We start from the raw sequence: 26,134 nt of genomic DNA on the forward strand, positions 1-26,134 counted from the left end.
CTGGTCCGGTCTCAGGCCGCGATCGCGGCGATCAGCGGCCTGATCCCGAGGATATTCATTGCTCGGGTCAGATTGTAGGCCAGAACCGAGAGGGCCATCTCGGCGGCTACCTTTGGGAGGGTTTTGGTCAGGAAGTGCGTTGCTCCCATGCGTGCCTTCATCGTGCCGAACGGGTGCTCGACAGTCTCGCGACGAAGGCGCATAGCGAGCGGGTTCGCATCGAGCCGCTGCTGCACGGCGTCGAGCAGATCCTCGTGCTCCCATCGCGTGATCCGTCGCTCTGACCCGGGCGTACACTGGGGTTTGATCGAGCAATTCTTACAGGCGCTGGTCCAGTATCGCCGCAGCATCTTGTCGGCTTCTTCGTTTGTATAGCGATACGGCAATCGCTCCCCGGCCGGACAACGATAGGCGTCTTCCTCCGGCAAATAGACAAAGTCCTGCTTACCGAAGCGTCCGTCCGACTTGGCGCCCGAAGTCATCGGCTTAGGCAGAGTTACCGTGATGCCGGCCTCGTGGCAGGCGAGGATCTCCGGGCTGCTGAAGTAGCCGCGATCGGCAACGGCCTCGAGCGTCTCAGCCTTCAGAACAGCCTTCGCCTGCCTGGCCATATTGGCAAGTTGTGCCCGATCTGAGCCGCTGTTCGTCACCTCATGCGTGATGATCAGGTGATTGTCGGTATCGACGGCGACTTGGACATTGTAGCCGACAACGCCGGATCCGCGGCCACTGGTTGCCATCGAACGGCTATCCGGATCGGTCAGGGAGATTTGCTGATCCGGCGAAGCAAGCATCTGCTTCTCATAGGCAGCAAGCTTGCCCATCTCCCCCTTCAGCTTCGTCAGCTTCTCGGTAAGCCTCGTCACCTTCGCCGCCAGCGCCTCGCTCGGCTGCTGTCGGTCGGCCGTGTCAAGTTGGCTCAAATAGCGCGCGACGCTCTCCTCCAACTGAGCACGCCGCCGCTCCACCTTCGCGCGCGTGAAGTTCCTGTCCCGGTTGTTCACGGCCTTGAACTTGCTCCCATCGATGGCGACGCTCGCCGTCGTGAGAAGACCCATCCGCGGCAGAGCTCGACAAAACGCGCACAGACCTTACGCAGCCCGACGCTGTTGTCCTTGCGGAAGTCCGCGATCGTCTTGTGATCAGGAGCAAGCCGACCCAGCAGCCACATCACCTCGATGTTCCGTCCAGCCTCTCGTTCCAGCCGCCGGCTTGACTGTACCCGGTTCAGATAGCCGTAGATGTAAAGCTTCAGGAGAACCGAGGGGTGATACGACGGCCGGCCAGTCGCCGCCGGCGCAACTCCGCCGAAGCACATCTCGGCCAGATCAAGCGCATCGACAAACTCGTCGATCGCGCGAACAGGGTTGTTCTCGTCAATGAAATCATCGAGGCATTCAGGCAACAGCGTCCGCTGCCCACGATCCGCCTCTTCAACGAAGCGCCTCATCGATTCCCCCATAGAATCACAGGAGAATCATAACAGCAGCCCAGCGTTTTCACACAGCCAGGGTCAAGGTCGGCGGTCTACCTTTCTGAAAGCCGCATCCGGTCTACGTTCGTCAGCCGAGGTTTGCACGGGCTTCGAGCGAGGCAGCATCGGCCAGAATCGAACGTCAACCGTCAGCACTTATTGCAAAATCAAAGGCCATCCAGAGGCGGCTTCGCAACTTCAATCTGGTGTTAGTGACTAGTCCGCATGCTGGCTATACAAGCGCGGAACGGCCCGTATCTCATAGGGAATCGTTTAACCGCCTGTGCGAGGAGGATGCATGACCAATGTAAAGGGTCCGATCATATCATTTGCGGACCTGCCATCCATCGAAGCCTATCTGTCTGCACACGAGGGAAGCGAGAGCGGCTTTTGGCTTAAGCTCGCTAAAGCCGGCGCACCAGAAGCAACCATCACCAAGGCGCAGGCCATCGAAGCCGCTTTATGTCACGGATGGATCGATGGTCAGCTTGGGAAGTTTGATGAGCATTACTATTTAGTGAGAATGACGCCGCGGCGAAGTGCGAGCCGATGGTCCTCAATCAATCGGGACACGGCGGAGCGTCTTGTTCGCGAAGGGCGCATGCAACCTGCCGGGTTGAGCGAGATCCAGAAAGCCAAGGCCGATGGTCGCTGGAGCGCGGCGTATCAATCCCAGGGCAAAGCCGAACCTCCGTCCGATTTCCTGGCTGCGCTGGCTGCAAATTCGGAAGCAGAACGGGCGTTTGCGACGCTCGACCGTGCCAACAGGTTCGCCTTCGTCTATCGCGTGAACGATGCCAAGCGCCCCGAAACGCGGAATAAGCGAATTCGCGAGTTTGTAGAAATGCTCGCTCGGGGCGAAACCATTCACCCAACCAAAAGCAAGCGGGCTCCAGGGGCCTGACCGAGCAGCGGAGCAGAGAATGAACGCATTGGAGGTTGGCGCAGGTCCGCTCGGGGTCAATCGCGTCGGTTGCCCCGCGCCGCTGGGGTTTCCGGTCGGCGCTGTTTAGCGGACGTTATCAGCGCAAATCCGAAAGTCTCAAACGGGCCAATTGAGGAAGTCGAAGTCTGGCTTCGGACATCCTTGGAAGGCTACCTTGATCGCGCACTCAGAATGAAGCTCGAGTTCGGGCTGACCGTCTGACAAAATTGAACTGAGAATTTTACCACAAGATCTCTCTGGCCCGCCAAGGGTCAGGAGCGCCCATCAGCGCAACCATCGTGCAACGTCCGGTCTCCCGCAGGCAGCCGACATTGCGGCGGCCCTTTCGTTGTTCAGCTGAGGGGCCAATTCCCGACTAATGCACACAGCAAGCAGGTCCTCTATTCGATCACCTTGTCGGCCGCGGCGAGCAGCGTCGGCGGGACTTCGAGACCGAGCGTGCTTGCGGTCCTAAGATTGATCGCCAACTCGAACTTGGTAGGCTGTTGCACCGGCAAATCGCCTGGCTTTGCGCCGTTGAAGATCTTGTCGATGAAGGCTGCGAGCTGGAAGTAGAGGTCAGGATAGTTTACAGCGTAGGCGATCAGTCCCCCGGCTTCAACGAACTCGCGGGCTGGGAAGACGGTGGGCACACGGTTGCGGGCTACCCATTCAACGATCATTTGTTGATGCATTTGGGTGAGACCGTCTGCCCCAACGACGAGGCCGTCGATATGCCGTCGCACCACCAGTTCGAATGCGTGGCTCAGGTCACCCTCGCTCCGCACGTCAAGAAGCTCAGCCTCGAGACCCAGCAAGCGTGCCGCTATCTTTGTCTCTTCCCATTCGGCTGGGACAGCTGGATTGCCCATGTTGTGAAGCAACGCAACTCGCGTGAGGCCAGGAACCAGTTCTTTGAGAACCTGAACCCGTTTCGCTGTCAGTTCGGTGCTGAAAGTAATCACCCCCGTGATGTTGCCGGTCGGCCGCGCGAAGCTCGGTACGATCGCACCGGGGCCGCCCATTGTCATCATGACTACTGGAATCGTTCCGGTCGCGTTCTGAACCGCCGTGGTGGCAGGAGTGCCTCTCGCCAGGATCAGGTCGACTTTGAGGCCAACCAATTCGGATGCGAGATCCGGAAACCGCTCGGCCCGACCGTCGGCCGACCGATACTCGATGATCAAGTTGCTTCCTTCGAAGTAACCGAAATCGCGCAGACCTTTGCGCAGAGCCTCGAGGTTGGCGGCGTTCCGTGCCGCCGGTATTGGTTCCAGAATCCCGACGCGATAGACCTTCCCGCCTCGCTGCGCACGCGCTGCGAGCGGCCAAGCCGCCGCGCCGCCGAGCAGCATGATGCATGAGCGCCGGTTCACTCCCGGTCCCTCCGTGCTTCCGACTGGAAGCATAACACACCTCGGCTACAGCAGGGGACTGCTGTGCTGCGGGATTTCGATGCTGCCTCGATTGGGGCGCGTTCTCGGCACGTCCGGTCTGGCCTCAACGGCTGACATGCCGAGCGCGATCCAGTCCCTAGACCATCAGCTTCCATGACCAGTAGATACCTATCGCCATCTGGACGGCGAACGCGGTGAAGCGGAGACTTACTGCTATCGGACTGTTCGACGCGAGATGGATAATCGACTGTACAATTCTTGCGCCGAGAAACCAAAACGCTAGAGGGTCTGTAACATCCGTTCTTGATACCATGATCGCAATCGCCAACAAGCCGCCGAAAATCGGTAGACCTTCGATGCAATTCGCGTGAGCCCGTGCGAGGCGCTGCATGAAGGGCGATAGTCCGGAGTTATCCGGCGTGAAGGCGTTGGCCGCAACTTTTCCAGTCACGACGAGATACGTTCGGATGGTTTCCATCACGACCAGCAGAAGGAGCGCCCACGAGACGAAGCCTGCCAGTGCGTAGCCCGTGTTGGACATGTCCCCTCCCAAGTCATTCCTGCCCTTTGTTCATTTGTAGCCGATCCTCTCCGAACAGGACAAACAGGGCTCCTCCCCTCCTGTCCGCTTCGGGTCCACCTGCCGACAAAGTGTCGTGCGGCCGCCCCGAGGTCTATTGTTATAGATTTGTGATGCTATGGCGCCGCGCTTGATTTACCATCGTTCAACGGGCGGAGAACGCTCGGGGACCTCATGAGTAATCTCCGATCCAAGGACCGATCATGGGTGGAATAGGAGGACATCATGCAGGACATGGCCACCGAAACCTTCATCGGCAACATGCGCGGCCCGGTTATCAGGCGAATGGATGCCGATTATGACGCTGTGCGGAGCCTCTACAACGGGATGATCGATAAGTGTCCCGTGATGATTGCGCGCTGCGCCGACGTCGCCGACGTCGTGGCAGCAGTCAATTTCGCAATGGAGAACGAACTCCAGGTAGCGATCCGCGGAGGCGGGCACAATGGGCCAGGCCTCAGCAGTATCGAGGACGGGCTGATGATCGACATGTCAATGATGAAAGGCGTGCGGGTCGATCCCGCCGCGCGCACTGTCCGCGTCGGTCCCGGCTGCACGCAAGGCGATGTTGACCACGCCACGCATATCTACGGGCTCGCCGTGCCGGCCGGAATTGTGTCGACCACCGGGATCGCCGGGCTGACCCTCGGCGGCGGCACCGGATATCTCACCCGCAAGCATGGCCTCACCATCGACAATCTCCTCGAGGCGGATGTCGTACTCGCCGACGGTCGCATCGTCACGGCCAACGGGTCGGAGAACGCTGACCTTTACTGGGGCCTGCGGGGCGGCGGCGGAAATTTCGGCATTGTGACGAGCTTCCTGTTCCAGGCTCATCCGGTGCACAGGGTCTTTGCCGGTCCGATCTTCTGGGATCTCGAAAATGCCCGGAGCGTTCTGCGGAAATACAGGGATTTCCTGCCTAGCGCTCCCGAGGAACTTGGGGCCTTCGTCGGCTTGAAGACCGTTCCACCGGTGGATCCATTCCCGGCGGAGCATCAGGGCAAGCGCGCCTGTGCCATCATTGGCTGCTACAACGGTCCGACAGAAGATGGCCAGGCAGTCTTGGCCAGGTTGCTCGGTGAGCTGCCCCCGCCGCTCTTCAACTGGATGGGCGAAATGCCCTATCCGGCGCTCCAATCCATGTTCGACCCGTTCTTCCCGAAAGGCCTGCAATGGTACTGGCGCGGCGATTTCGTGAAAGAGCTGACCGACGAAGCAATTGACGCGCATATCGAGCAGGCCCGGAATGCACCGAGCGCGCTTTCGCTCATGCATCTTTATCCGATCGATGGCGCTGTCCATCGCGTTGGCAAGAACGACACCGCCTGGAATACGCGCGAAGCGAACTGGTCAATGGTCATCGCCGGCATCGATCCCAACCCGCAAAAAGCGGGCGAGATCACGCGCTGGACCAAGGGCTATTGGGAGGCCGTGCATCCTTACTCGGCCGAGGGCGGCTATGTGAATTTCATGATGGAGGATGGGGACGAGAGCAGACTCAGAGCCACTTACGGCGACAACTACGATCGGCTCGCGGCCCTGAAAGCGAAGTACGACCCGACGAACTTCTTCCACATGAACCAGAACATCAGACCGCTGCACTCGTAAGCTAACACATCTGCCGCACGGTTCGGTCGCGCCCAGAACCTCATGTCGGAGCGCTCTTCCGTCCAGGGAACGACGGGAACGCCTCGGTGTCGGTCTTCGGCGGACAAGGTCGCGGAATTTGGAACGACGAACGGAGTTGACGGTGGCCGTGGGAGGCGTCGGGCAACACACCCGGGTCAAGCCCGCGTCACGAAAATATTTCACTTTTCCGAATTTCGGATTTGTGGCATACACCACGCATCCCGGCCCTGCCAAAGGGGCGTTCGCGACCGTCACGAGACGCGGGCTGGGTGGCGGTGGACGCGGCAGCGCCGGCGCGCAACGTGTGAGACAGGGCAGGCAGCTGTGAGTCTCACGCGACGCGGTACGACACGGCGCCGTAACAGCGGTCTCGTTGATGCCGGGGGCGAGCACACGCAAGCTTCCAGGCATTCAGGCGGGACCGTCCGCGGACGGAGAAGTCGTGTGGTCCTGACGCCCGGGGTCTGTGCGTCAAGTCCTGCGGTGATGTGGCGGCCCGACCGGGCGCGCGCATCAGTCATCTGCAAGACGACGGGGGCAATAGTGCATCGCTCCCCGGGGAGAGCACGAAGGACACCGTTAAAACCATCCGCGCAGGGAAGGCCGGGCGTTCGGCCAACCCGTGGTCCACCCCGTGTGCACTCTTCGTGGCGCACGGACATGCGGGTGCCGCCGGCGCCCGGCCTTCCCTGCGCCCTTTGGCTTCCAAAGGGCGATGAGATCAAAGCAAGACTCGGGCGAAACGCGCCGCGGGAGCGCAGAGCTATGCCCCTTCCGTCTCGGTGCGCAGGCCCGTGATCTTACCGACTGTCGCGCTGCTTTTCGCGCGCACCCCGGAATGTTAGATTGGTGCCATTGCCTTGAGGAATTTTTGATGCGCGCGAGGATTTTCAATCGCGTTTTGGGGCTGGCAGCGCTGGTTGCGGCTACGCTCGCCGCCGCAACGCATCCGGCATCTGCCGAGAAGCGCATCGCGCTCGTCATCGGCAACTCCGCCTACAAGAACATCACGCCGCTCGACAATCCGTCCAAGGACGCGAGCCTGATGGCCGAGACGCTCGGCGCGCTTGGCTTCACGCTGGTCGGCGGTCGCGCCCAGCTCGATCTCGACAAGGGCGCGATGGACATCGCGGTGCAGAGTTTTGGCCGCCAGGTGCAGGGCGCCGATGTCGCGCTGTTCTATTATGCCGGCCATGGCGTGCAGGTCTCGGGCTCCAACTATCTCGTGCCTGTCGGCGCCAATCCGACGCGCGAGGCCGACGTCGATTTCCAGATGACCGACGTCAATCTCGTGCTGCGGCAGATGCAGGGGTCGGGCACGCGCCTCAACCTCGTGATCTTGGACGCCTGCCGCAACAACCCGTTTGGCTCACGCGGCCTGCGATCATCCGATGGCGGCCTGGCGCAGATGCGCGCCCCCGAGGGCACGCTGATCTCCTACGCGACGCAGCCCGGCAACGTCGCCCAGGACGGCAGCGACGGACACAGCCCCTATACGAAGGCCCTCGCCACGACGATCCGGGTCGCGGGCCTCGACGTGTTCCAGACCTTCAACCAGGTCGGCCTCGCGGTGAAGCGTGCCACATCGGGCGCGCAGCAGCCCTGGGTGTCGTCCTCGCCGATCGACGGCACCTTCTATTTCGTGCCGCCGACGCAAGCCGCCCCGCCGGCCCAGGTCGCCGCGATGCAGCCCGATCCGCTGCCGGCGGAGCCGCTGCGCGCCGATCCCGACCGCGTTCCCTTACGCGATGCCGCGCTGCTCAGCGAATTGAGCGAGCGGCTCTACGAGCTCAACTTCGATCCTGATACGCCCGACGGCCTGACGCGCGCGATCACAAAGCTCCAGCAGCGGATCTCCATGGCGCCGACGGGTGAAGCGACCGAAGGCCTGCTGCTGCGGATGCGCAAGATGGAGGATCTGAAGCCCTGGGGCTCGATCGTCTACGGACCCGATGGCAACAAATGGGGGATGTCCTGGAATCACGCCTCGCGGCGCGCGGCGGTGGCGGATGCGCGCGGCAATTGCGCCGGCACCAAATGCCCGATCGAGCTCTCGTTCTATGGCAGAAGCTGCGGCGCGTTCGCCATTTCCGACAAATCCTGGTCGCTGGTCCAGCGCGACAGCGTGCAGCGTGCGAAAGACGCCGCGCTTGACGAATGCGGCAAGGCTGGCAAAGCTTGCCGCATTATCGGGTCCGTCTGCGCCGACGGCTCCGGCCGCTGAATGCATTTTCGTTTGGATTGTTTGGTCATGCCCAATACCGTCACCGCTACGATTGCCCTCGCCTTTCTCCTCACCTCGCCTCATCGTCCGCCTTCGCGCAGTCCGGCAGCGCCGGCGGCTCGATCGGCAATGACGAGAAGTCGCTGTCTGGTTCGCGCCAGGATCGTTCTTCAGAGCGCTCGGCCGAGCCCGCTCCATCCGCGCGCCGGAGCAAGCCGACGGCCGAGGAGCCGCGCGCGTCGCGGCGAAGCAGTGGCGGCGGTGGAGGTGGCGGCGGCTTTGACGGCGCCTGGATGGTCACCAGCATTGGCTGCGGCGGCACCACGTCCGGCGCGGTCGTCGTCTCCTCGGGCAAGGTCATCGGCCAAGGCGTCACCGGTACCGTCAGCCCGAACGGCGCAGTCAGAACGGTCGGTCAAGGCGAGGGCGTGACCTTCACAGGCGCCGGCCATCTCGGGGGCCGCAGCGGTTCCGGAACCTGGCGCCGCTCCGATGGCTGCGGCGGAACCTGGAGTTCGGCGAAACAGTAACGACGTGAAAAGGCCCGATTTCGCCGCGGAACCAACGCGCCGCGGGCCCGATTCAAGCCACATCCTCTCCGGATTTGCGGCTCATTGCCACCCAAGTCTTTGATGACAAAGGGGTGGTTAAGAGTTGCGTCATGCGTAACCGGGAGACCAGGATGGGCAACCGCACCGCAAAGTTCATATCCGCGCTCGTCGGCAGCATCATTGCCGGCGCGCCATTGGCCGCCGTATCGCAGAACGCGCAGACCGCACCGAGCACGGCCAACGCGGCCACCGACTGCCTCGCCTCGCCGAAGGGCGCCGCGCCGCAGGGGCAGCACTGGTACTATCGCGTCGAACGCGGGACCAAGCGGCAATGCTGGTATCTGCGCGCCGCCGGCGACAAGGACAGCGCGAAGTCCGTGCAGAGCGCGCAGGCCACGAGCGATACGCCGACGGCACAGGCGCCGGCGCAGCAGCCGCAGCAACAGCACCCGGTGCAGGATGCGCGCGCCGAATATCTGACAGCGCGGAGCGGTGTCGCCCCCCAAACACCAAACGCAGTTGCGCAGGCCGCAGCCGCGACACCGGCGCAACCATCTGCGGACCAGACCGCTGACAGCAACGCGCAACAACCCGCCGCACCCTGGCCCGATGTCTCCACGGCGTCCGCGCCGCCTGCGCCGCAGCCGGCGCCTGTCGCGGCAGCAGCGCAGCCGAGCGCGAAGCCGTCAAAATCCCCTGCCCCGGCGGCGCTCGCCGTGGCAGACAGCAGCGCCGACAAACCGGCCGGCTCGGTCCAGATGTTGATGCTCGTGATCGGCGGTGCGCTGGCGCTCGCCGGTATCCTCGCCAGCCTCATCTACCGCTTCGCCGGCGCGCGCGCGCGCGTCCGCGTCCAGTCCGCCGAGCGTCACGGCTATTGGAACGATTGGGAGACGCAGAACCAGCACGCAAGCCGCGCGCCCTGGCGCGATGCAACACCGGCCGTTGCGCCGCGCGCGCAGCCTGCGCATCCGATCGACTTCGATGCGGCACGTCCGCAAGCGGCAAAACAAGTGACAAAACTTGCCGCGATTAGCCGCGAGATCGATCTGATCGACGCGCGCAAGCGGCGCGCTGCGGTCCCTGCCGCAGAACCCGACGAGATCAAGCCGGCCGAGGTCGAGATCAAGTTGTTCGATCGAGCTGCTGCGCCCAAGCTAGCCATCAACGAAATTGGCGAGGATCGCGATGAGGCGCCGGCAGGCCGCGACCAGGATGCGGTCGACGTCGACGTCATCACGACCATGCTGGAACAGCTGGCGAAGGAAGGGCCGCGCCTGTCGCGGCCTAACCTTGAAGCTGACCTTGCAAAGTTCGCACGAAGCCTACGAGGCCAATCCGCCGCTCGCGCTTGAGGCGTTCGGCCTTCAGGATCGACTGTACCTCGGCGAAGGCCTGGTCGACGTCGTGGTTGATGACGATGTAGTCGTACTCGGCCCAGTGGCTCATCTCGTGGCTGGCGCGGCTCATCCGCTTGCGGATCACCGCGTCGGAATCCTGCGCGCGCGAGTGCAGGCGCTTCTCGAGATCGGCCGCCGAGGGCGGCAGGATGAAGACGCTGACGACGTCGGCGCGCGCCTTTTCGCGTAGCTGCTGCGTGCCCTGCCAATCGATGTCGAACAGCACGTCTTGCCCCGCCGAGAGCGCCGCCTCGACCGGGCCGCGCGGCGTGCCGTAACTATTGTCGAACACCGTCGCCCATTCCAGGAGCTCGCCGGCCTTCACCATCGCTTCGAACGTCGGCTTGTCGACGAACGAATAATCCTTGCCGTTGACCTCGCCGGGCCGCATCTCGCGCGTGGTCGCCGAGACCGACATTTTCAAGCCGGGCATCCGCTCGATCAGGAGACGCGACAGCGTCGTCTTGCCCGCGCCCGAGGGCGAAGACAAAACAAACATCAATCCGCGGCGCTCGACACCGTCAGTTCCGTGACCGCCCGTCGTCATCGATCACTCCAGATTTTGGACCTGCTCGCGGAACTGCTCGACCACATTCTTCATGGCGAGTCCCGTATTGGTGAGCTCGATGTCGTTCGACTTCGAGCAGCAGGTGTTGACCTCGCGGTGAAACTCCTGCGCCAGGAAATCGAGCTTGCGGCCGATCGGACCGCCCTTGCCGATCAGCTCGCGCGCCTGCGTGATATGCGAGGCGATGCGGTCGAGCTCCTCGCGGATGTCGGCCTTGGTTGCGATCAGGATTGCCTCCTGCATCAGGCGATCGGCATCGAAACGATCGGAGGTGTCGAGCAGGCTAGCGATCTGCTCAGTGAGCTTCGCCTTGATCGCCTCCGGTTTGCGGCCAGGCGCAGCCTCGGCTTTCTTTGCCAGTTGCTCGATCTCGTCGACCCGTTGGGTCAGGATCTGCCCCAGCGAGGTGCCCTCGCGCTTGCGCATCTCGACGAGATCGGCGAGCGCCTTGTCGAACGCCTCCACTGCGGCGGCGCGTGCGGCCTTGTCCTCTTCCTCGTCGCCCTCGGGCTCGGCGACCTCGACGACGCCCTTGATGGCGAGCAGGCCATCGATGCTCGGTGCGACCGCGTCGACCTTGCCGGAGATCAGTGCGGCCGCCTTCAGCACGGCGTTGAGCACGTCCTCGTTGACGCGGACGGTGGCGGCGGCGTTGGCGCGCTTGACGTTGAGATTGGCGTAGACGGTGCCGCGCGCGAGCAGCTCGCCGGCGCGCTTCTTGGCGTGGGCCTCGAGCTCGTCGAACCCCTGCGGTAGCCGCACCCTGAGGTCAAAGCCCTTGGCATTGACCGACTTCAATTCCCATTCGAACGTGTACGGCCCGCTCGCGCCGTGGCTTCGAGCAAAGCCGGTCATGGACGACAGCGCCATCGGTTGAAATTCTCCAGAAACACGGGATTCGCGAGGCCATCAAGCCACGCGAATCTTAAGACTATTTTGCCGGAAAGTGGAATCCGCAATGTCCGCGGGCAGCTCTGCCGCCAGCCTAGCGCTGGACCACCGGCGGCGAGGACTGCACCGCGCCCTGCCGGGCCGGTGCGGGACCAGCCGGCCGTGATGGTTGCTTTTTCTGCTGGTTGGGCCGCGCCGGCGTGGTCGCGGTCGGCGGATCGGTGGCGGCCGGCGCAGCAGCAGCCGGCGGCTGCGCGTCATCGGCCGGCTCGACCGTGTCGTTCTGGATCTGCTTCTCCATCGCGCGGAGTTTCGCGACGTTCTTCTGATGCGCGTCGTAAGTCTCGGTGAAGGCGTGCCCGCCAGTGCCGTCCGCGACGAAATAGAGGTCGCGGGTGCGGGCCGGGTTGGCGGCGGCCTCGAGCGAGGCGCGACCCGGATTGGAGATCGGCCCCGGCGGCAGGCCCTCGATCACATAGGTGTTGTAGGGCGATGGCTGCGTGATCTCACTGCGCTTGATCGGACGGCCCAGCGTGCCCTTGCCGCCGACGAGGCCATAGATGATCGTGGGATCGGACTGCAGCTTGATCCTCTGCTTCAGGCGGTTGACGAACACGGCAGCGACGCGGCTGCGCTCGTCCGGCTTGCCGGTCTCCTTTTCGACGATGGACGCCAGCGTCACCAGCTGCTCCGGCGTCTTCACCGGAATGTCCTGGCTGCGGCGCTCCCAAATCTCGGCCAGCACGCGCCTGTGCGCCTGCTGCATGCGCTGGATCACCTGCTCGCGTGTGGTGCCGCGCGGGAACTTGTAGGTCTCCGGCAACAACGTACCCTCGCGCGGCAGCTCGCGCACGCTGCCGGTGAAGATGTCGTTGTCGGACAGCCGCGCCACGATCTGCTCGGAGGTCAGGCCTTCCGGGATCGTCACGGCATGCTGCACCACCTTGCCCTCGACGATGGTGGCGATGACGTCGCGCAAGGAGGCGTTCTTCTGGAACGAATACTCACCGGGCTTGAGGTCCGAACTCGCCTTCAGCGCCGCGACGCTGGCGATGAACACCCACGGATTGATGTCGGTGACGCCTTCCCGGTTCAACGTCTCGGCGATGTCGCGCTTGCCCGCGCGCTGCGGGATATTGACGATCTTGTCTTCCCTAAGCGGCCCGGGTGCTTCCAACACCTGCCGGCCGTAATAATAGACCCCGCCGGCGCCGAGCATAGCAATCAACACCAGGGTGATGATGGCGTTGCCGACCACCACGAAGGGATTGCGCGCGCGTTCCGATCGCTTCGGCGGCGGCGGGACCTGCTCGGGCTCGAGCGCTGCCCGCGGACTCCGCGGCGAAATGGGCGGCCTTTCACTCATCGAAGCAACCTGAATCCTGCCGGTTCAATCGCGGCCTGACAATCACTTGCCGAGCCAAATGCACGCGCCCACTTCTATGACTATCGCCGAATACGGCAAAACGGTGGATTCGTCTCAAACGCAAACTAACTGGCCAAGCGCCGGACGATCACCGACGCATTGGTGCCGCCAAAACCAAAAGAGTTCGACAATGCGACGTTGACCTCACGCTTCTTCGCCTTGTGCGGCACGAGATCGATCGCGGTCTCGACCGACGGATTGTCGAGGTTAATGGTGGGCGGCACGACATTATCGCGAATCGCGAGAATGGCGAAGATCGCCTCGATCGCACCGGCCGCGCCGAGGAGATGACCGGTCGACGACTTGGTCGAGGACATCGCGACCTTGGAGGCGGCATTGCCCAGTAGGCGCTCCACCGCACCAAGCTCGATCTCGTCGCCGAGCGGTGTCGAGGTGCCGTGCGCATTGATGTAGTCGAGATCGGACGCCGTGAGACCGGCGCGCTTGAGGGCTGCCGACATGCTGCGGAAGCCGCCATCGCCGTCGGGCGACGGTGAGGTGATGTGATAAGCATCGCCGGACAGGCCGTAGCCGATCACCTCAGCGTAGATCTTCGCGCCACGGCGCCTGGCGTGCTCGAGCTCCTCGAGCACCAAGACGCCGGCGCCCTCGCCCATCACGAAACCGTCGCGGTCCTTGTCATAGGGACGCGAAGCCTTCTCGGGCGTTTCGTTGAAACCAGTCGATAGCGCGCGCGCGGCATTGAAGCCGGCAATGCCGATGCGGCAGATCGGCGATTCCGCGCCGCCGGCCACCATGACGTCGGCGTCGCCGAGCGCGATCAGGCGGGCGGCATCGCCGACCGCATGCGCGCCGGTCGAGCAGGCCGTGACCACCGAATGGTTCGGTCCCTTCAGCCCGTGCGCGATCGAGACATAGCCGGAGGCGAGATTGATCAGGCGTCCCGGAATGAAGAACGGCGACACTCGGCGTGGTCCGCGCTCCTTGAGCAGGATCGCCGTATCGGCAATGCCGTTGAGGCCGCCGATACCGGACCCGATCATGGTGCCGGTCGCACACTTGTCCTCTTCAGTCTCGGGATGCCAGTTGGCGTCGTCGAGCGCCTGGCCGGCTGCGGCCATGCCGAAGATGATGAAGTCGTCGACCTTGCGCTGGTCTTTCGGCTCCATCCACTTGTCGGGATTGAACGTGTCGTTCGAACCGTCGCCGCGCACGACCGTGCAGGCGATCTTGGTCTGGAGATCGGAGACGTCGAAGCTCGCGATCCTGCGCGCACCGCTCTCGCCGTTGAGGATGCGTTTCCAGGTCGGTTCGACGCCACAGCCGAGTGGCGAGACCATGCCAAGACCCGTGACGACAACCCGCCTCATATCCGAAAACTCCGCATCGAAAGATTCACGGCCAATAACAAGAAACCGGCTGGCCGCTGCGAAGCGGCCCGTCCGGTTTCAATGTTGTCCCCGCGAAAATGAAGAGCCTTAGCTCTTCGCGTTCTTCTCGAGAAACTTCGTGGCATCGCCGACGGTGAGAATCGTTTCCGCAGCGTCGTCCGGAATCTCGCAACCGAATTCCTCTTCGAACGCCATCACCAGCTCGACGGTGTCCAGACTGTCGGCGCCGAGGTCATCGATGAAGCTCGCGTTGTCGACAACCTTCTCGGGTTCAACACCAAGGTGTTCGACCACGATCTTCTTAACCCGCTCGCCAATGTCACTCATTGCTTAACCTCGTGTTGTTCCCTGTAGACCCGACCCCCCGGGACGATACGAGCCGTCGTGGTCGTGTTACTTGCCTTCGCTTACGAACTTTGATTTGGCCCCATCCTAACCGATACAGGGCCCGGCGAACGACGGCCAAGGCTCCGCATCGCCAATATACAGGGTTTCAAAAACCTGCAATGGCGTTCTTTGCCCATCCGTTGAAGGTCCGGTTATCATACTTCAATTGCCTTGACTACAAGCCTCATTTCGCTCCGGAAACGGCCGTTTGCCGCATCCCACGCCGCCCATGTGGGCAGTGCGGAATGAGGGCTTAGATCATAGCCATGCCGCCGTTGACGTGGATGGTCTGGCCGGTGACGTAGGCTGCTTCGTTCGAACTCAGGTACACGGCGGCCGCCGCGATGTCCTCGGGCGTGCCCAGACGGGCCGCCGGAACCTTGGTCAGAATCGTTTCGCGCTGCTTGTCGTTGAGCGCATCCGTCATCGGCGTCTTGATAAAGCCTGGCGCGATGCAATTGGCGGTCACGCCGCGCTTGGCGTATTCGGCACCGAGCGTCTTGATCATGCCGATCAGGCCCGCCTTCGAGGCGGTGTAATTGCCCTGTCCGGGATTGCCGGTGACGCCGACCACCGAGGTGATGGCGATGATGCGGCCGAAGCGCTTGCGCATCATCAGCTTGGTGGCGGCGCGTGCCAGGCGGAAGGTCGCGGTCAGATTGACGTTGATGACCTCCTCCCAATCCTCGTCACGGAGTTGCACGAAGAGATTGTCGCGGGTGATGCCGGCATTGGCGATGAGGATGTCGACCTGTCCCATCGCGGCTTCCGCAGCGGGCACCAGCGCTTCGACCTCATCGGCCTTGGAGAGATTGCAGGGCAACACAAAGGCGCGCTCGCCGAGCTTGCCGGCAAGCTCATCCAGCACTTCCTTGCGCGTTCCGGAAATCGCAACGGTAGCGCCCTGCGCGTGCAGCGCCAGCGCGATCGCGCCGCCGATGCCGCCAGTCGCGCCGGTGACGAGCGCCTTCCTGCCAGTCAGATCAAACATCGATAACTCCCTCAACCCTGCTTCGCGGCGGCCAAGGCGTCCTTGGCGGCGGCAATGTCGTTGGGGCCGCCGACAGCAACGCCGACGGCACCGTCCGCAATGCGCTTGACGAGACCGGTCAGCACCTTGCCGGCGCCGATCTCGAAGAAGCGGGTGACGCCCTGCCCTGCCATATAGGCAACCGACTCGCGCCAACGCACCGTGCCGGTGACCTGCTCAACCAGGCGGCGGCGGATCTCATCGGGGTCGCTAATGGCGCTCGCCAGCACGTTCGACACCAGAGGCGCGGCCGGCGCCTTGATCGTGACCTTCGAGAGCGCCTCCGCCATGGCGTCGGCGGCCGGCTGCATCAGCTTGCAATGGAACGGCGCGGATACAGGCAGCAGCATCGCGCGCTTGGCGCCCTTGGATTTGGCGATCTCGACGGCGCGATCGACCGCTGCCTTGTCGCCGGAGACCACCACCTGCCCGCCGCCATTGTCGTTAGCGGCCTGGCAGACCTGCCCCTGCGCCGCCTCTTGGGCGACCTCCATGGCGGCCTCGTAGTCGAGGCCCAGCAGCGCGGCCATCGCACCGGCGCCGACCGGGACGGCTTTTTGCATTGCGAGACCGCGGGTGCGAAGCAGTCGTGCGGTATCGGAGATCGTCAGGCTGCCCGCCGCAGCCAGCGCCGAATATTCACCAAGCGAGTGGCCGGCGACGAAGGCCGCGTCCCGTCCGACGGAAAAACCGGCTTCGCTCTCCAGCACGCGCAGGGTGGCAACCGAGACCGCCATCAGCGCCGGCTGGGCGTTTTCGGTGAGCTGGAGGGTCTCGGCCGGACCATCCCATATGGTCGCCGTCAATTTCTCCCCGAGCGCGGCATCGACCTCGTCGAACACGGCGCGCGCCACCGGAAAGGCGTCGGCCAGGGCCTTGCCCATGCCAACCGCCTGGGACCCCTGCCCCGGAAATGTGAATGCTGCCGTCATCGGCGCTCCCTGCTTGTCGGGCTTGATCCTCACGAGAACCGGCAGCCGATTACGCGCGGCCTTAGGCCAAGGTTCCGGATCATGCTCCAAAGGGGGCCGTAGACACTGTCCGGGGTCGGACTGTCAAGCCAAGATGGGAACCCGGCCGGCATTCAACCGGGGATGTGGCTTCCTAGAATCCGCCGGCCGTCTGGTTGGCGTCGACCTCTGCCCCCGCCCGCGCGCGGCGCGCGCTGTTGACCAATTGCCCCGGCCGATCGTCCCGGTTCGGCTTCGCGGTGGCGAGCCGCAGCACCGCGGCGTAGCCCGGCTGCACCTCCATGCGGCCGGCATGCCGGCTGGCGCTCAGCAGGCGATGCACCTTCGGCAAATTGTAGCAGGGCACGTAGAACAAGAGGTGATGCTCGAGGTGATAGTTCACGTAGTACGGCGCGATGAACAGGCGCTCGAGAAAATTGGCCTGCGTGGTGCGGGTGTTGCGCAAGGGGTCATTGCTGTCAGGGACAACCGCGTGCTCGGCGATGTTGCGGATGCGGGTGATGACCATCATCCAGGTCAGGAGCGGCACCAGCCATAGCAGCGGATAGGCCCACCACACGCCGGCCGCCGCGAGCGCAACGAACATTGCGGCATTGACGGCGCATTGCGGGCCGAGCTTGTCCCAGAAATGCGCCGCACGCTGCCGCCACGGCCATTCCGTCGGCCCGAGCGCGTTGAGCAATTGTGCCTTGCGTTGCTGATAACCAGTCTGTCCGGTGATGTCGCGAATGAACTTGCGGCGATAGCTCAGCTTGGTGATCGGAAACGGCGCCGATAGCACCAGATCGGGATCGTCCTCCTGCTGGGTGCGCGCGTGATGCTGCAAGTGATAGCGCCGGTAGCTGCGCGTCTCTGCAAACAGCGGATAGGCACAGAACCATTGGCTCAGCGCCAGATTGGTTTTCTCGTCGGCGGATAGGCAGCCATGCGCGCCGTCATGCATGAGAATGGCGAGCCCAAGCTGGCGTGAGCCGATGATGGCGACGGCGAGAATGTATGTCAGCGGATTGGGCCACCATGCGACCAGAGCGATCGCGCCTACGATCAGCGCCCAGGCATGCGCGATCAGTGCGACGCCTTTCCACGTCACGCGCTGGCGCACGTCGGCCAGTTGTTCGTCAGTCAGGAAATCGCGGGCACGCATGCGAAGCGCGGTCATGGCCTAACTCTCCCCATCCGAAGCGGTCGACGTGTCGTGCTGCTCGACGAGACGCAGGCGCGCCGCCTCGCCCGTGGATTTCGCCTGCTCACCGAGCACGCGCAGCATCTCGGCGCAGAGCTGGTCGGACGAACGGCCCATGGCGTAGCCTTCGAGGATGACGCCGATGGCGACGGCCCAGAACCGCCGCGAGCTTTCGTCGGGCGCGCGCAGGGAGCGCCAGCCATGCCGCGCGACCTGGCTCGCATAGGCCCGCGCGCCTTCACTGTGCAGCCGTTCGATGGTGCGCTCGACCAGTGGCGCGAGATCCTGGCGCCGCCGCGTCAGTGTCAGGGCTTCGGCGAAGAAGGCGACCGAATCGCTCGCCGTGACCGTCTCGGCCAGCGCGTGCGTATATTCCCGCGGCGTGCGCGTCTTCAGCGCTGCCTGCTCCGTCTCGCGCGCCAGGTACAGCAGCTCGCGGCAGGCGCATTCGACGAACAGCGCCTCCTTGGTGCGGAAGTAATAGGTGATCTGGCTCGGGAACGCATCCGCCGCGGCCGCGATGTCGGTGATCGCCGTGCCTGAAAGTCCCCGCTCCCGGAACAGCGGGCTCGCTGCATCCAGCAGCAGCGACCGCATCTTGCGGCCGGCCGAGCGCGTGGCGCGCGCGGCATGCTTGGGGTCGCCGGCGCCCGGTTCGAACGGAGCATGGGCAGAATTGTCTGCCATTGGATCCTCCCGCTGCTTTCTTTGTATGCTATACAAACAAATAAATCAAGCCGGTAAGATTTGAGGGTGGGTAACGACCGCCTACGGACGGTCCAGGCCGAGACTCGGCCCCCAACCTTGCAAAGCCGGCCAAAATCCGTATAAGGCGCGCATCCGCAGACCCCGGCCGGGAGCTGAACGGACGGTCTCAGCAAATCATTCGTGATTTTGGTGTGGCAGGGCCAGTCGGCCCGTCGTCCCGTGTTTCCGCCTTCTGAGCTTGATCCCAGAGTCCTTTCCGAAGGTCTCTTAAGGGCTTGACGCCGGGCGATGCGCCAACATGAGGAAAGGACTTCCATGCCTCTTTACGAGCATGTTTTTCTCGCGCGTCAGGACGCGAGCCCGCAGCAGGTCGAAGAGCTGACTGCGCAGATGACCGGTATCGTCGAGGGTCTCGGCGGCAAGGTCACCAAGACCGAGAATTGGGGCGTTCGCTCCCTCACCTACCGCATGAACAAGAACCGCAAGGCGCACTTCGTGCTGCTCAACATCGACGCGCCGTCCGCGGCGATCGCCGAGATCGAGCGCCAGGAGCGCATCAGCGAAGACGTGATCCGCTATCTCAGCGTCCGCGTCGAGGAACTCGAGGAAGGCCCGTCCGCGATGATGCGCAAGGCCGATCGTGATCGCGAACGTGACGACCGCGGCGGCGGCTTCCGCGGCGAGCGTGAAGGCGGCTTCCGTGGTGACCGCGAGGGCGGCTTCCGTGGTGACCGCGGCCCGCGCCGCCCGCGCGAAGAAGCTGAAACCACGACGGATGGGGAGTGAGATCAATGGCTGAAGCTGGTGCACGCCGTCCGTTTTTCCGTCGTCGCAAGAGCTGCCCGTTCACGGGCGCCAATGCTCCCAAGATCGACTACAAGGACTCCAAGCTCCTGATGCGTTACGTCTCCGAGCGCGGCAAGATCGTGCCGAGCCGCATCACCGCGGTGTCCGCGAAGAAGCAGCGTGAGCTCGCCCGCGCCATCAAGCGCGCGCGGTTCCTGGGTCTGTTGCCCTACGTCATTCGCTGATACGACCAATTCGACTGGCGGCCGTTGAGCCGCCGGTCGTAAACTGATCTGAACGCATAAGGCTTCCGGGTCGTCCGGTCGCCGATGGTTGGGGCAAACGATGCCTCTAACCGCTCGAAGGGAGCGGGACAGCTGATGATGGCCTTTGGACTGATAGCCCTGATCGCCGGCGCCGCGTCGGCCCTGATGTTCGCCTCGATCATTTCGGGCGCGCTGATCTCGCTTGTCCTGTTCTATCTCGCACCGCTGCCGCTGATGGTCGCCGCGATCGGCTGGGGGCCGCTGTGCGCGAGCCTCGGCGGCATTGCCGCCGCAATCGGCCTCGGCGCCCTGTTCGGCCTGCCCTATTGCATCGCCTTCGCCGTGACCGTCGCATTGCCGGCCTGGTGGCTCGGCCACCTCGTCCTGCTCGGCCGGCAGGTCGGAAGCGTCGGGCCAGACGCCTCCGCCGCCGAGCCGCCCGCCGAACCCGAGATCGAGTGGTATCCGGTCGGCCGCATCCTGCTCTGGATCGCAGGTTTTGCCGCGCTGACCACGATCGCCGCCCTGCTCACGCTCGGCACCGACGCCGAGACCATCACCGGCACGCTGCGGCGCGGCCTGATGCGCCTTCTGCGAACCACCGACCCGCAAACCTCGGGCGAAGCTAGCCAGTTCGTCGATGCGCTGGTGCGCATCGCACCGGCCGCCGCCACCATCGTCGCGATGATGACGCTGACCCTCAACCTCTGGCTCAGCGCCAAGGTGACGGCGACGTCGGGCCGGCTGCGTCGTCCCTGGCCGGACATGAAGATGGCCGAGCTGCCGCCGATGACGCTCGTGGCGCTCTGCATCGCGCTCGCCTTCTGCTTCACCGGCGGGCTGCTTGCGATCGTCGCGCAGATCACCACGGCCGCGCTGATGATGGGCTATGCGCTGACCGGTTTCGCCGTGCTGCATACGCTGACGCTGACGCTGAAGAGCCGCACCTTCTGGCTCGGCTCGACCTACGCCGTCGTCGTCGTGTTCGGATGGCCCGTGATCGCGATGGTGATCCTCGGCCTTGCGGATGCCGTGTTCGGCTTCCGCGAGCGCTTCCTGCGCAGCCGGCAGCCCCCGCCGCTGCCAACACCTTAAGTCCACCCCCGAAAACTGAAACTCAGACCACTTCAAAGGAGAACGAATATGGAAGTCATTTTGCTAGAACGCGTCAACAAGCTCGGCCAGATGGGCGAAGTCGTGAAGGTTCGCGACGGCTATGCCCGCAATTTCCTGCTCAAGCGCGGCAAGGCGCTGCGCGCCACCACCGACAACCGTGCCAAGTATGACGGCATGAAGGCCGAGCTCGAGGCCCGCAACCTCCAGGCCAAGGGCGAGGCGTCCAAGGTCGCCGAGAAGATCGAGGGCAAGAACATCATCGTGATCCGCCAGGCCTCCGAAGCCGGCCAGCTGTTCGGTTCGGTCACGGTGCGCGACCTCGTCGCTGCGTTCGAGACCGACGGCGTCCACCTCGACCGTCCGCAGGTGCAGCTCGACGCGCCGATCAAGACCATCGGCAAGCACACGGTCACCGTCGCCGTTCATCCCGAGGTCGAGGTCGAGATCACCGTGACGGTCGCGCGCAGCCAGGACGAAGCCGAGCGCATCAACCGCGGCGAGGACATCTCGACCCGCAACGAGGACCGCGACGCCGCCGCCGAGGCGATCGCCGCGGCCGGCGAGTTCTTCGATCCGGAAGCCCAGCACGAGGAGGTCGAGCCGGCGCCGGCTGCGGAAGAGAAGTAAGCAGCACGTACAGCTCGTCATGCGCGGGCTTGTCCCGCGCATCCATCAAGAGAGTTTGCTCAAGAAGATGGATTGCCGGGCCAGGCCCGGCAATGACAACAGAGAATGGATCAGCCCGGTCGCTTCAGGCGGCCGGGCTTTTCGTTTTGGCGGCGACGTCCTCGTTCAACATCGCGATCGAGGCGAGCGCGGTCGCCGTATGCTTCTCGATGCCATCGCTGACGCAGAACACGTCGGCCGCGACCACGGCAACCTGACGGCCCGGCTTGATCACTCTTGCCCGGCAGATCAGCTTCTCGCCGACCGCGGGCGATAACAAATTGAGCTTGTATTCCGCCGTTAGCGCCGGCTGGCCGCGCGAGGTGGCGGCTGCGATCGTCGTGGCGTTGTCGACCAGGAAGGCAGTCACGCCGCCATGGAAAAAGCCATGCTGCTGAAGCAGTTCCGGCCGCCGCTCTACGGCGATGGTGCAGGTGCCACGCGACAATTCGGACAGCTCGGCGCCGACCAGATTCATAAAGCCCTGCCGGCCGACATTGGCGTGGATGCGCTCGGCAACGGCTGCGAATTCGGGGTCCGCTTCGGCTCGCATGCTGTCTCTCCCTATTGTTTGTCGATGCGATCGAGTGGCCGTAGCGCACGGATGGCGCAGGCGATCAGCGTGTCGGCCTCGATGCGCGGATCGGCGCGCTCGCGTCCCGACAGAAAGGCGCGGCAGAAGATCTGGGCCGGGCCGATCAGCTGGCTGACGAACATCACCGGCGTCATCGGCCGCAGCTCGCCGCGCGCGACCAGCGGCGCACGCCAGCGCTCGATGCCTTCGACAAGGCGCGCGTTCTGCGCGCGCTGGCCGTCGCGCACGTCCTCGCCCCATTCGCTGCGCGAGATCTCAAAGAGATAGCGCGCCTCGCGCCGGCTGGTGACGACCCAGTCGAGATGCGCCCGGATCAGGCGATCGATACCCTCCTCCGCATCGGGCACGGGATCGAGCGCAGCCAGCACCGCGGCGTGATAGTGCCGCAGCACCTCCAGGAACAGCGCGCCGGCGAGCTCCTTCTTCGATCCGAAGGCATGAAAGAAGCTGCCATTGGAGGCGCGCGCCCGGGTGCGGATCGCGGCCACCGTCGCAGCCTCGAAGCCGACGCGGTCGAATACGATTAGTCCGGCCTCCAACAGGTCATCACGCATGCTCGCCGTCATCGAGACCCCCTAGAGTATTACTCTAGAGCCACGCTCTAGCATCGGTCAAGACAGTGCGGAGGCCGCGATGCGCGGCCTCTGCAGTGTCGATTGGAAAATGTGGATTGGCTTAGCGCGAGATCGGCGGCGCCGGCGAGCCGGAGGACTCGGCTGGCGCTGCGGGCGGGGCTGCAGCGGTCGCGGGCGGCGCCGATTCCTGCGGTTTGGCCGCGGGTGCCGGTTCGGAATTGGCGGCAGGCGCGGCTGGCTTGGGAGCGGCCTCTTCCGCCGGCTTCGGCTCGGCCGGCTTCACGGCCGTTGGTGCAGACGGCGTCACCTGCGGGACCGGATCGGGGCGCAGCGCCGGAGCTTCGCTGCCGCTCGGCTCGACCTTCGCGCTATCGGGCGTGGCCTCGGCGGGTTTCTCGGATGCCTTGCCGCTGTCGGGCTTTGCCTCGTCACGACCCGGCTCGACCTTGGCGCTGTCGGGCTTGGCCGTCTCAGGCTTTGACTCGGCCTTCGGCTCGCTCTTCTTGTCTTCAGTGGCCGGCGCGGCGGCGTCGACCTTCGGTGCCTCCTCAGTCCCGGGCTTGCCGCGGCGCTTGGCCTTGCGTCCCTCCGGTGCTGCCTGGCCCTCGGACTTCGTGCCCTCCTCGGCCGGACGCGCGGCACGCTTCTGGCGCGCGCCCTCGGCCGCCGGAGCGGCCCCCTCGCCCTCCGGCTTGGCGGCCTCCTGCGACCGCTGACGGCGGCCCTGATGTTCGGACTGGCCCGGAGCCGTATTGGCTTCCCTATCCTTGGCGCTGTCCTTCTTGTCCTTGCCGTCCTTGGCCTGGTAGCGGGTGTCGGAGGCACCGTTGGAGACGAGGTAGGAGGCGAGGATGCCCGCCATGTCCGAGCTCGTGGTGTAGTGCTGGCGCAGGAAGCCCGGCAGCGAACCCGGCGCCACGGACTTGAGAAGCCCGCGGGGGCTCTTGTGGCAGGCATTGCAGGTCTGCGCGAAGAGCTGGGACGGAGTCTTGCCGGCCTCGAGGTTCGTTGCCTGCGCAAGAACGGTATCGGTCACGCCGAAGCCGATCAGAAGCAGTACCGTCGCGAGACTGAGCGCTCGGCTCGACATTTCCCATCATCTCCATTGAAATCCGAGAGGTGCAGCCGGCATCCCGCGCGGCGGCGGTCACCTTTTAGCCGATTGAGCCGCGAATGGAAGCAGGTCCGCGCGCAAGGATGTGATTAAGCGCTTTTCGAATATCGGCTTTGAACACAGCGCAATAGCGGAGCCGGACCTGCTCACCTAGATTTAGATGCAAACGCATAGGAACCTGAGCGGGACCCTGAGCGTCAAATGTAAAGGCCGGGTTAGTCGCATCTCTTCGGGTCCGCTCGAGAGGAAGGTGTCGATGGACCGTTTGTTGCGTAGATTCCTGTCTCAATTCATCCGCCGCGGGTCGATGATGCTGACCAGCGCAAGCGGGGCGACGTTTACTGTCGGCGACGGCTCTGGCGAACCGGTCGCGGTACGCTTCATTACGGCGGATGCGGAGCGGAAAATCCTCATCAATCCCGAGCTCGGGCTTGGCGAGGCCTATATGGACGGCGAATTCGTGGTCGAACGCGGCACCATAGCTGATGCCCTCGCGATCTTGCTCGATCAACCCGACCTATTGCCGCAGTGGGCAAAACCGTGGTGGCACCTGCGCTATCTGACGCGCCACCTGAAGCAGTTCAATCCGCGCTCGCGCGCCCGCAGCAACGTGGCGCACCACTACGATCTCGACGCCCGGCTCTATTCGCTCTTCCTCGATGCCGACAAGCAATATAGCTGCGCCTATTTCGAGACGCCGGAGACGACGCTCGACGATGCGCAGCTCGCCAAAAAGCGGCACATCGCCGCAAAGCTGCTCGTCAGGAGTGGCCAGCGCGTGCTCGACATCGGCTCGGGCTGGGGCGGGCTCGGGCTCTATCTCGCCGAGATCGCGGGCGCCGACGTCACCGGCATCACCCTGTCGACCGAGCAATTGCAGGTCGCCAATGCGCGCGCCGCCGAAAAGGGCCTGACGGGCTCGGCCAAATTCCTGCTGCAGGACTACCGCGACATCGACGGACCATTCGACCGCATCGTCTCGGTCGGCATGTTCGAGCATGTCGGCGCCCGCTTCTACGACACCTACTTCCAGCGCTGCGCCGAGCTCTTGAGCGAGGACGGCGTCATGCTGCTGCACTCGATCGGCCGCTCGCAGGGGCCGGACTCGACCAATCCCTGGATCGCCAAATACATCTTCCCCGGCGGCTACATCCCCGCTCTGTCCGAGGTGCTGCCGGCGATCGAGCGGGCGGGCCTGCTGGTCTGCGACATCGAGATCCTGCGCCTGCATTACGCCGAGACGCTGAAAGCCTGGCGGGAGCGCTTCATGGCGCGGCGAGAGGAGGCCGTGCAGCTCTACGACGAGCGCTTCGCGTTGATGTGGGAGTTCTATCTGGCGGCCTGCGAAATGACCTTCCGCAAGCAGGCCATGATGAACTTCCAGATCCAGCTCACCCGTCGCCAGGGCGTGGTGCCGATCACGCGCGACTACGTCACGCGCGAAGAAGCCCGGCTGCGGGCCATCGAGGGCGGCGCCAAGCCCAGGCTGAAGCTGGCAGGTGAATAAGCTCTAAAAGCGCGATGAGATTAGGATGAATCGTCATCGCGCTTTAGGTTATTGTTTGAGCATGATCTTTTCGGAAAACCGCTGCACACTTTTCCGCATCATGCTCTAGTGACGCAGGGTCGAAATCTGGGAGAGCCGGAAAGAGGCGTTTAACGCCAGTTGCGCCCGCAATTCGACGAGAAGCTCGGGTGCGACCGGCTGACGCCGCACTTCAGGCCGCTCGGCGTGCTCCATGGCCGCGATCAGTCCCGCGAGCCAGAGCCGGCTGCCTGCTTCGCTCCGCCATATCTGCTGCTGCCGTTCTGGCCGCATTGCTTGCCTCGTCTTCCCGCTGGCGCGTCGGGGACAACCCCCTGCCCGCCGGCCTGTTCCGGCTCTACCCCGAAAGAATCCGGGAAGATGTGATCTGTTTCACATAAGTCTGGTCGGACCTGACTTAGATCGTCGCCATGAGCAAAGAGACCCAAACCTCATTCGACGTGCAGGACGACGTCCGCACCGATTACGCCCTGATCGTCACCGGCGTCGGGGCGGCCTTGGTTGCGCTGGTCTACCTCCTGCTGGTCTGAAGCCGAGCCGAAAGCTCCCAGCGTGCGTCAATTCGCGCGTTCTTCGATAGGTCTGCGCGCCAATCCATAAGGTTCACGGCTGCAGGATTTTTCCGTGGCGCGGGGTGCGGCCGCTTCCAAGCGGCATCTGGTTCCGCGAAAATCCGTCAAGCGCGGGGCGTGCTGCGGCTACCAATCATCCACCATTTTCACTGAGCGGTTGATAGCGGTCAGCTTTTGCTTCCGCTTTGGGCCGAGGCGG

The 26,134-nt window shown here is 64.0% G+C and carries 25 protein-coding genes and 1 pseudogene; 10 read left to right on the forward strand and 16 right to left on the reverse strand.

Going from position 1 to position 26,134, the window contains the following annotated elements; genetic code table 11:
• Positions 1 to 11: 11 nt before the first annotated feature.
• Positions 12 to 1,450, reverse strand: a pseudogene (locus tag XH85_RS27180) (IS1182 family transposase).
• A 322-nt stretch (positions 1,451 to 1,772) separates the two neighbouring features.
• On the opposite strand from XH85_RS27180, the gene XH85_RS27185 reads away from it, so the two are divergent.
• Complete coding sequence (locus XH85_RS27185; protein WP_128934266.1) at positions 1,773 to 2,378, forward strand: YdeI/OmpD-associated family protein; 606 nt, start codon at positions 1,773 to 1,775, stop codon at positions 2,376 to 2,378.
• Between the two features lie 422 nt (positions 2,379 to 2,800).
• On the opposite strand, the gene XH85_RS27190 is transcribed toward XH85_RS27185, so the two are convergent.
• Together XH85_RS27190 and XH85_RS27195 are read right to left on the reverse strand one after the other, a co-directional pair.
• On the reverse strand, positions 2,801 to 3,775 hold the full coding sequence (locus tag XH85_RS27190) for an ABC transporter substrate-binding protein (protein ID WP_164940271.1): 975 nt from the start codon (positions 3,773 to 3,775) through the stop codon (positions 2,801 to 2,803).
• 157 nt (positions 3,776 to 3,932) lie between these two features.
• Complete coding sequence (locus XH85_RS27195; protein WP_128934268.1) at positions 3,933 to 4,337, reverse strand: MAPEG family protein; 405 nt, start codon at positions 4,335 to 4,337, stop codon at positions 3,933 to 3,935.
• A gap of 264 nt (positions 4,338 to 4,601) precedes the next feature.
• On the opposite strand from XH85_RS27195, the gene XH85_RS27200 reads away from it, so the two are divergent.
• The 4 genes from XH85_RS27200 to XH85_RS27215 all read left to right on the forward strand — a co-directional run bounded on the left by XH85_RS27200 (position 4,602) and on the right by XH85_RS27215 (position 10,138).
• The gene (locus XH85_RS27200; RefSeq protein ID WP_128934269.1) at positions 4,602 to 5,987 is read left to right on the forward strand and encodes an FAD-binding oxidoreductase; all 1,386 of its coding nucleotides are present in this window, start codon (positions 4,602 to 4,604) and stop codon (positions 5,985 to 5,987) included.
• An 895-nt stretch (positions 5,988 to 6,882) separates the two neighbouring features.
• On the forward strand, positions 6,883 to 8,232 hold the full coding sequence (locus tag XH85_RS27205) for a caspase family protein (protein WP_128934270.1): 1,350 nt from the start codon (positions 6,883 to 6,885) through the stop codon (positions 8,230 to 8,232).
• A gap of 17 nt (positions 8,233 to 8,249) precedes the next feature.
• Positions 8,250 to 8,762, forward strand: a complete 513-nt coding sequence (locus XH85_RS27210; RefSeq protein WP_420837854.1) for a hypothetical protein — start codon at positions 8,250 to 8,252, stop codon at positions 8,760 to 8,762.
• Between the two features lie 152 nt (positions 8,763 to 8,914).
• Positions 8,915 to 10,138 carry a hypothetical protein gene (locus XH85_RS27215; protein ID WP_164940272.1) on the forward strand — a complete coding sequence of 408 codons (1,224 nt, stop codon included), beginning with the start codon at positions 8,915 to 8,917 and terminating at the stop codon, positions 10,136 to 10,138.
• Here XH85_RS27215 and gmk read toward each other — a convergent pair.
• The 9 genes from gmk to XH85_RS27260 form a co-directional block, all read right to left on the reverse strand.
• Positions 10,071 to 10,730 (reverse strand): guanylate kinase, encoded by a 660-nt coding sequence (gmk, locus tag XH85_RS27220; RefSeq protein WP_091895057.1) that lies wholly within the window; start codon positions 10,728 to 10,730, stop codon positions 10,071 to 10,073. The two genes, XH85_RS27215 and gmk, sit on opposite strands and share 68 nt — an antisense overlap.
• A gap of 3 nt (positions 10,731 to 10,733) precedes the next feature.
• A complete protein-coding gene (locus XH85_RS27225) occupies positions 10,734 to 11,621 on the reverse strand; it encodes a YicC/YloC family endoribonuclease (protein WP_128934272.1) in 888 nt (295 codons plus the stop codon).
• A 115-nt stretch (positions 11,622 to 11,736) separates the two neighbouring features.
• Positions 11,737 to 13,008 carry an endolytic transglycosylase MltG gene (gene mltG, locus XH85_RS27230; RefSeq protein WP_128934273.1) on the reverse strand — a complete coding sequence of 424 codons (1,272 nt, stop codon included), beginning with the start codon at positions 13,006 to 13,008 and terminating at the stop codon, positions 11,737 to 11,739.
• A 125-nt stretch (positions 13,009 to 13,133) separates the two neighbouring features.
• Positions 13,134 to 14,399, reverse strand: a complete 1,266-nt coding sequence (fabF, locus tag XH85_RS27235) for a beta-ketoacyl-ACP synthase II (protein WP_091895053.1) — start codon at positions 14,397 to 14,399, stop codon at positions 13,134 to 13,136.
• 108 nt (positions 14,400 to 14,507) lie between these two features.
• Entirely contained in the window at positions 14,508 to 14,747 is a 240-nt protein-coding gene (locus tag XH85_RS27240) for an acyl carrier protein (RefSeq protein WP_008551805.1), read from the reverse strand.
• A 313-nt stretch (positions 14,748 to 15,060) separates the two neighbouring features.
• A complete protein-coding gene (gene fabG, locus XH85_RS27245) occupies positions 15,061 to 15,798 on the reverse strand; it encodes a 3-oxoacyl-[acyl-carrier-protein] reductase (RefSeq protein ID WP_091895051.1) in 738 nt (245 codons plus the stop codon).
• Between the two features lie 11 nt (positions 15,799 to 15,809).
• Positions 15,810 to 16,769 (reverse strand): ACP S-malonyltransferase, encoded by a 960-nt coding sequence (gene fabD, locus XH85_RS27250; protein ID WP_128934274.1) that lies wholly within the window; start codon positions 16,767 to 16,769, stop codon positions 15,810 to 15,812.
• Positions 16,770 to 16,941: 172 nt separating this feature from the next.
• The gene (locus XH85_RS27255) at positions 16,942 to 17,967 is read right to left on the reverse strand and encodes a fatty acid desaturase family protein (protein WP_128934275.1); all 1,026 of its coding nucleotides are present in this window, start codon (positions 17,965 to 17,967) and stop codon (positions 16,942 to 16,944) included.
• 3 nt (positions 17,968 to 17,970) lie between these two features.
• The gene (locus tag XH85_RS27260) at positions 17,971 to 18,678 is read right to left on the reverse strand and encodes a TetR/AcrR family transcriptional regulator C-terminal domain-containing protein (protein ID WP_128934276.1); all 708 of its coding nucleotides are present in this window, start codon (positions 18,676 to 18,678) and stop codon (positions 17,971 to 17,973) included.
• Positions 18,679 to 19,014: 336 nt separating this feature from the next.
• On the opposite strand from XH85_RS27260, the gene rpsF reads away from it, so the two are divergent.
• From rpsF to rplI, 4 genes are all read left to right on the forward strand, one after another.
• Positions 19,015 to 19,485, forward strand: coding sequence for a 30S ribosomal protein S6 (gene rpsF / locus XH85_RS27265; RefSeq protein ID WP_128934277.1), 471 nt, complete (start codon positions 19,015 to 19,017; stop codon positions 19,483 to 19,485).
• A 5-nt stretch (positions 19,486 to 19,490) separates the two neighbouring features.
• On the forward strand, positions 19,491 to 19,730 hold the full coding sequence (gene rpsR / locus XH85_RS27270) for a 30S ribosomal protein S18 (protein ID WP_007592020.1): 240 nt from the start codon (positions 19,491 to 19,493) through the stop codon (positions 19,728 to 19,730).
• Positions 19,731 to 19,865: 135 nt separating this feature from the next.
• Positions 19,866 to 20,846: a YybS family protein gene (locus tag XH85_RS27275; protein WP_128934278.1), complete on the forward strand. Its 981-nt coding sequence runs from the start codon at positions 19,866 to 19,868 to the stop codon at positions 20,844 to 20,846.
• A 48-nt stretch (positions 20,847 to 20,894) separates the two neighbouring features.
• Positions 20,895 to 21,494, forward strand: coding sequence for a 50S ribosomal protein L9 (rplI, locus tag XH85_RS27280; RefSeq protein ID WP_128934279.1), 600 nt, complete (start codon positions 20,895 to 20,897; stop codon positions 21,492 to 21,494).
• Between the two features lie 124 nt (positions 21,495 to 21,618).
• Here rplI and XH85_RS27285 read toward each other — a convergent pair whose 3' ends face one another.
• The 3 genes from XH85_RS27285 to XH85_RS27295 all read right to left on the reverse strand — a co-directional run bounded on the left by XH85_RS27285 (position 21,619) and on the right by XH85_RS27295 (position 23,793).
• The gene (locus XH85_RS27285; RefSeq protein WP_128934280.1) at positions 21,619 to 22,086 is read right to left on the reverse strand and encodes a PaaI family thioesterase; all 468 of its coding nucleotides are present in this window, start codon (positions 22,084 to 22,086) and stop codon (positions 21,619 to 21,621) included.
• Positions 22,087 to 22,097: 11 nt separating this feature from the next.
• Complete coding sequence (locus XH85_RS27290; protein WP_128934281.1) at positions 22,098 to 22,694, reverse strand: TetR/AcrR family transcriptional regulator; 597 nt, start codon at positions 22,692 to 22,694, stop codon at positions 22,098 to 22,100.
• A gap of 109 nt (positions 22,695 to 22,803) precedes the next feature.
• A complete protein-coding gene (locus XH85_RS27295) occupies positions 22,804 to 23,793 on the reverse strand; it encodes a hypothetical protein (protein WP_128934282.1) in 990 nt (329 codons plus the stop codon).
• Between the two features lie 280 nt (positions 23,794 to 24,073).
• Here XH85_RS27295 and XH85_RS27300 point away from each other — a divergent pair, with 280 nt between their 5' ends.
• Positions 24,074 to 25,324 (forward strand): SAM-dependent methyltransferase, encoded by a 1,251-nt coding sequence (locus XH85_RS27300; protein ID WP_164940273.1) that lies wholly within the window; start codon positions 24,074 to 24,076, stop codon positions 25,322 to 25,324.
• Between the two features lie 105 nt (positions 25,325 to 25,429).
• Here XH85_RS27300 and XH85_RS27305 read toward each other — a convergent pair whose 3' ends face one another.
• Complete coding sequence (locus tag XH85_RS27305) at positions 25,430 to 25,636, reverse strand: transcriptional regulator (RefSeq protein ID WP_128934284.1); 207 nt, start codon at positions 25,634 to 25,636, stop codon at positions 25,430 to 25,432.
• Positions 25,637 to 26,134 lie beyond the last annotated feature (498 nt).

The sequence above is a fragment of the Bradyrhizobium zhanjiangense genome (assembly GCF_004114935.1).
Taxonomy (GTDB): Bacteria; Pseudomonadota; Alphaproteobacteria; order Rhizobiales; family Xanthobacteraceae; genus Bradyrhizobium; species Bradyrhizobium zhanjiangense.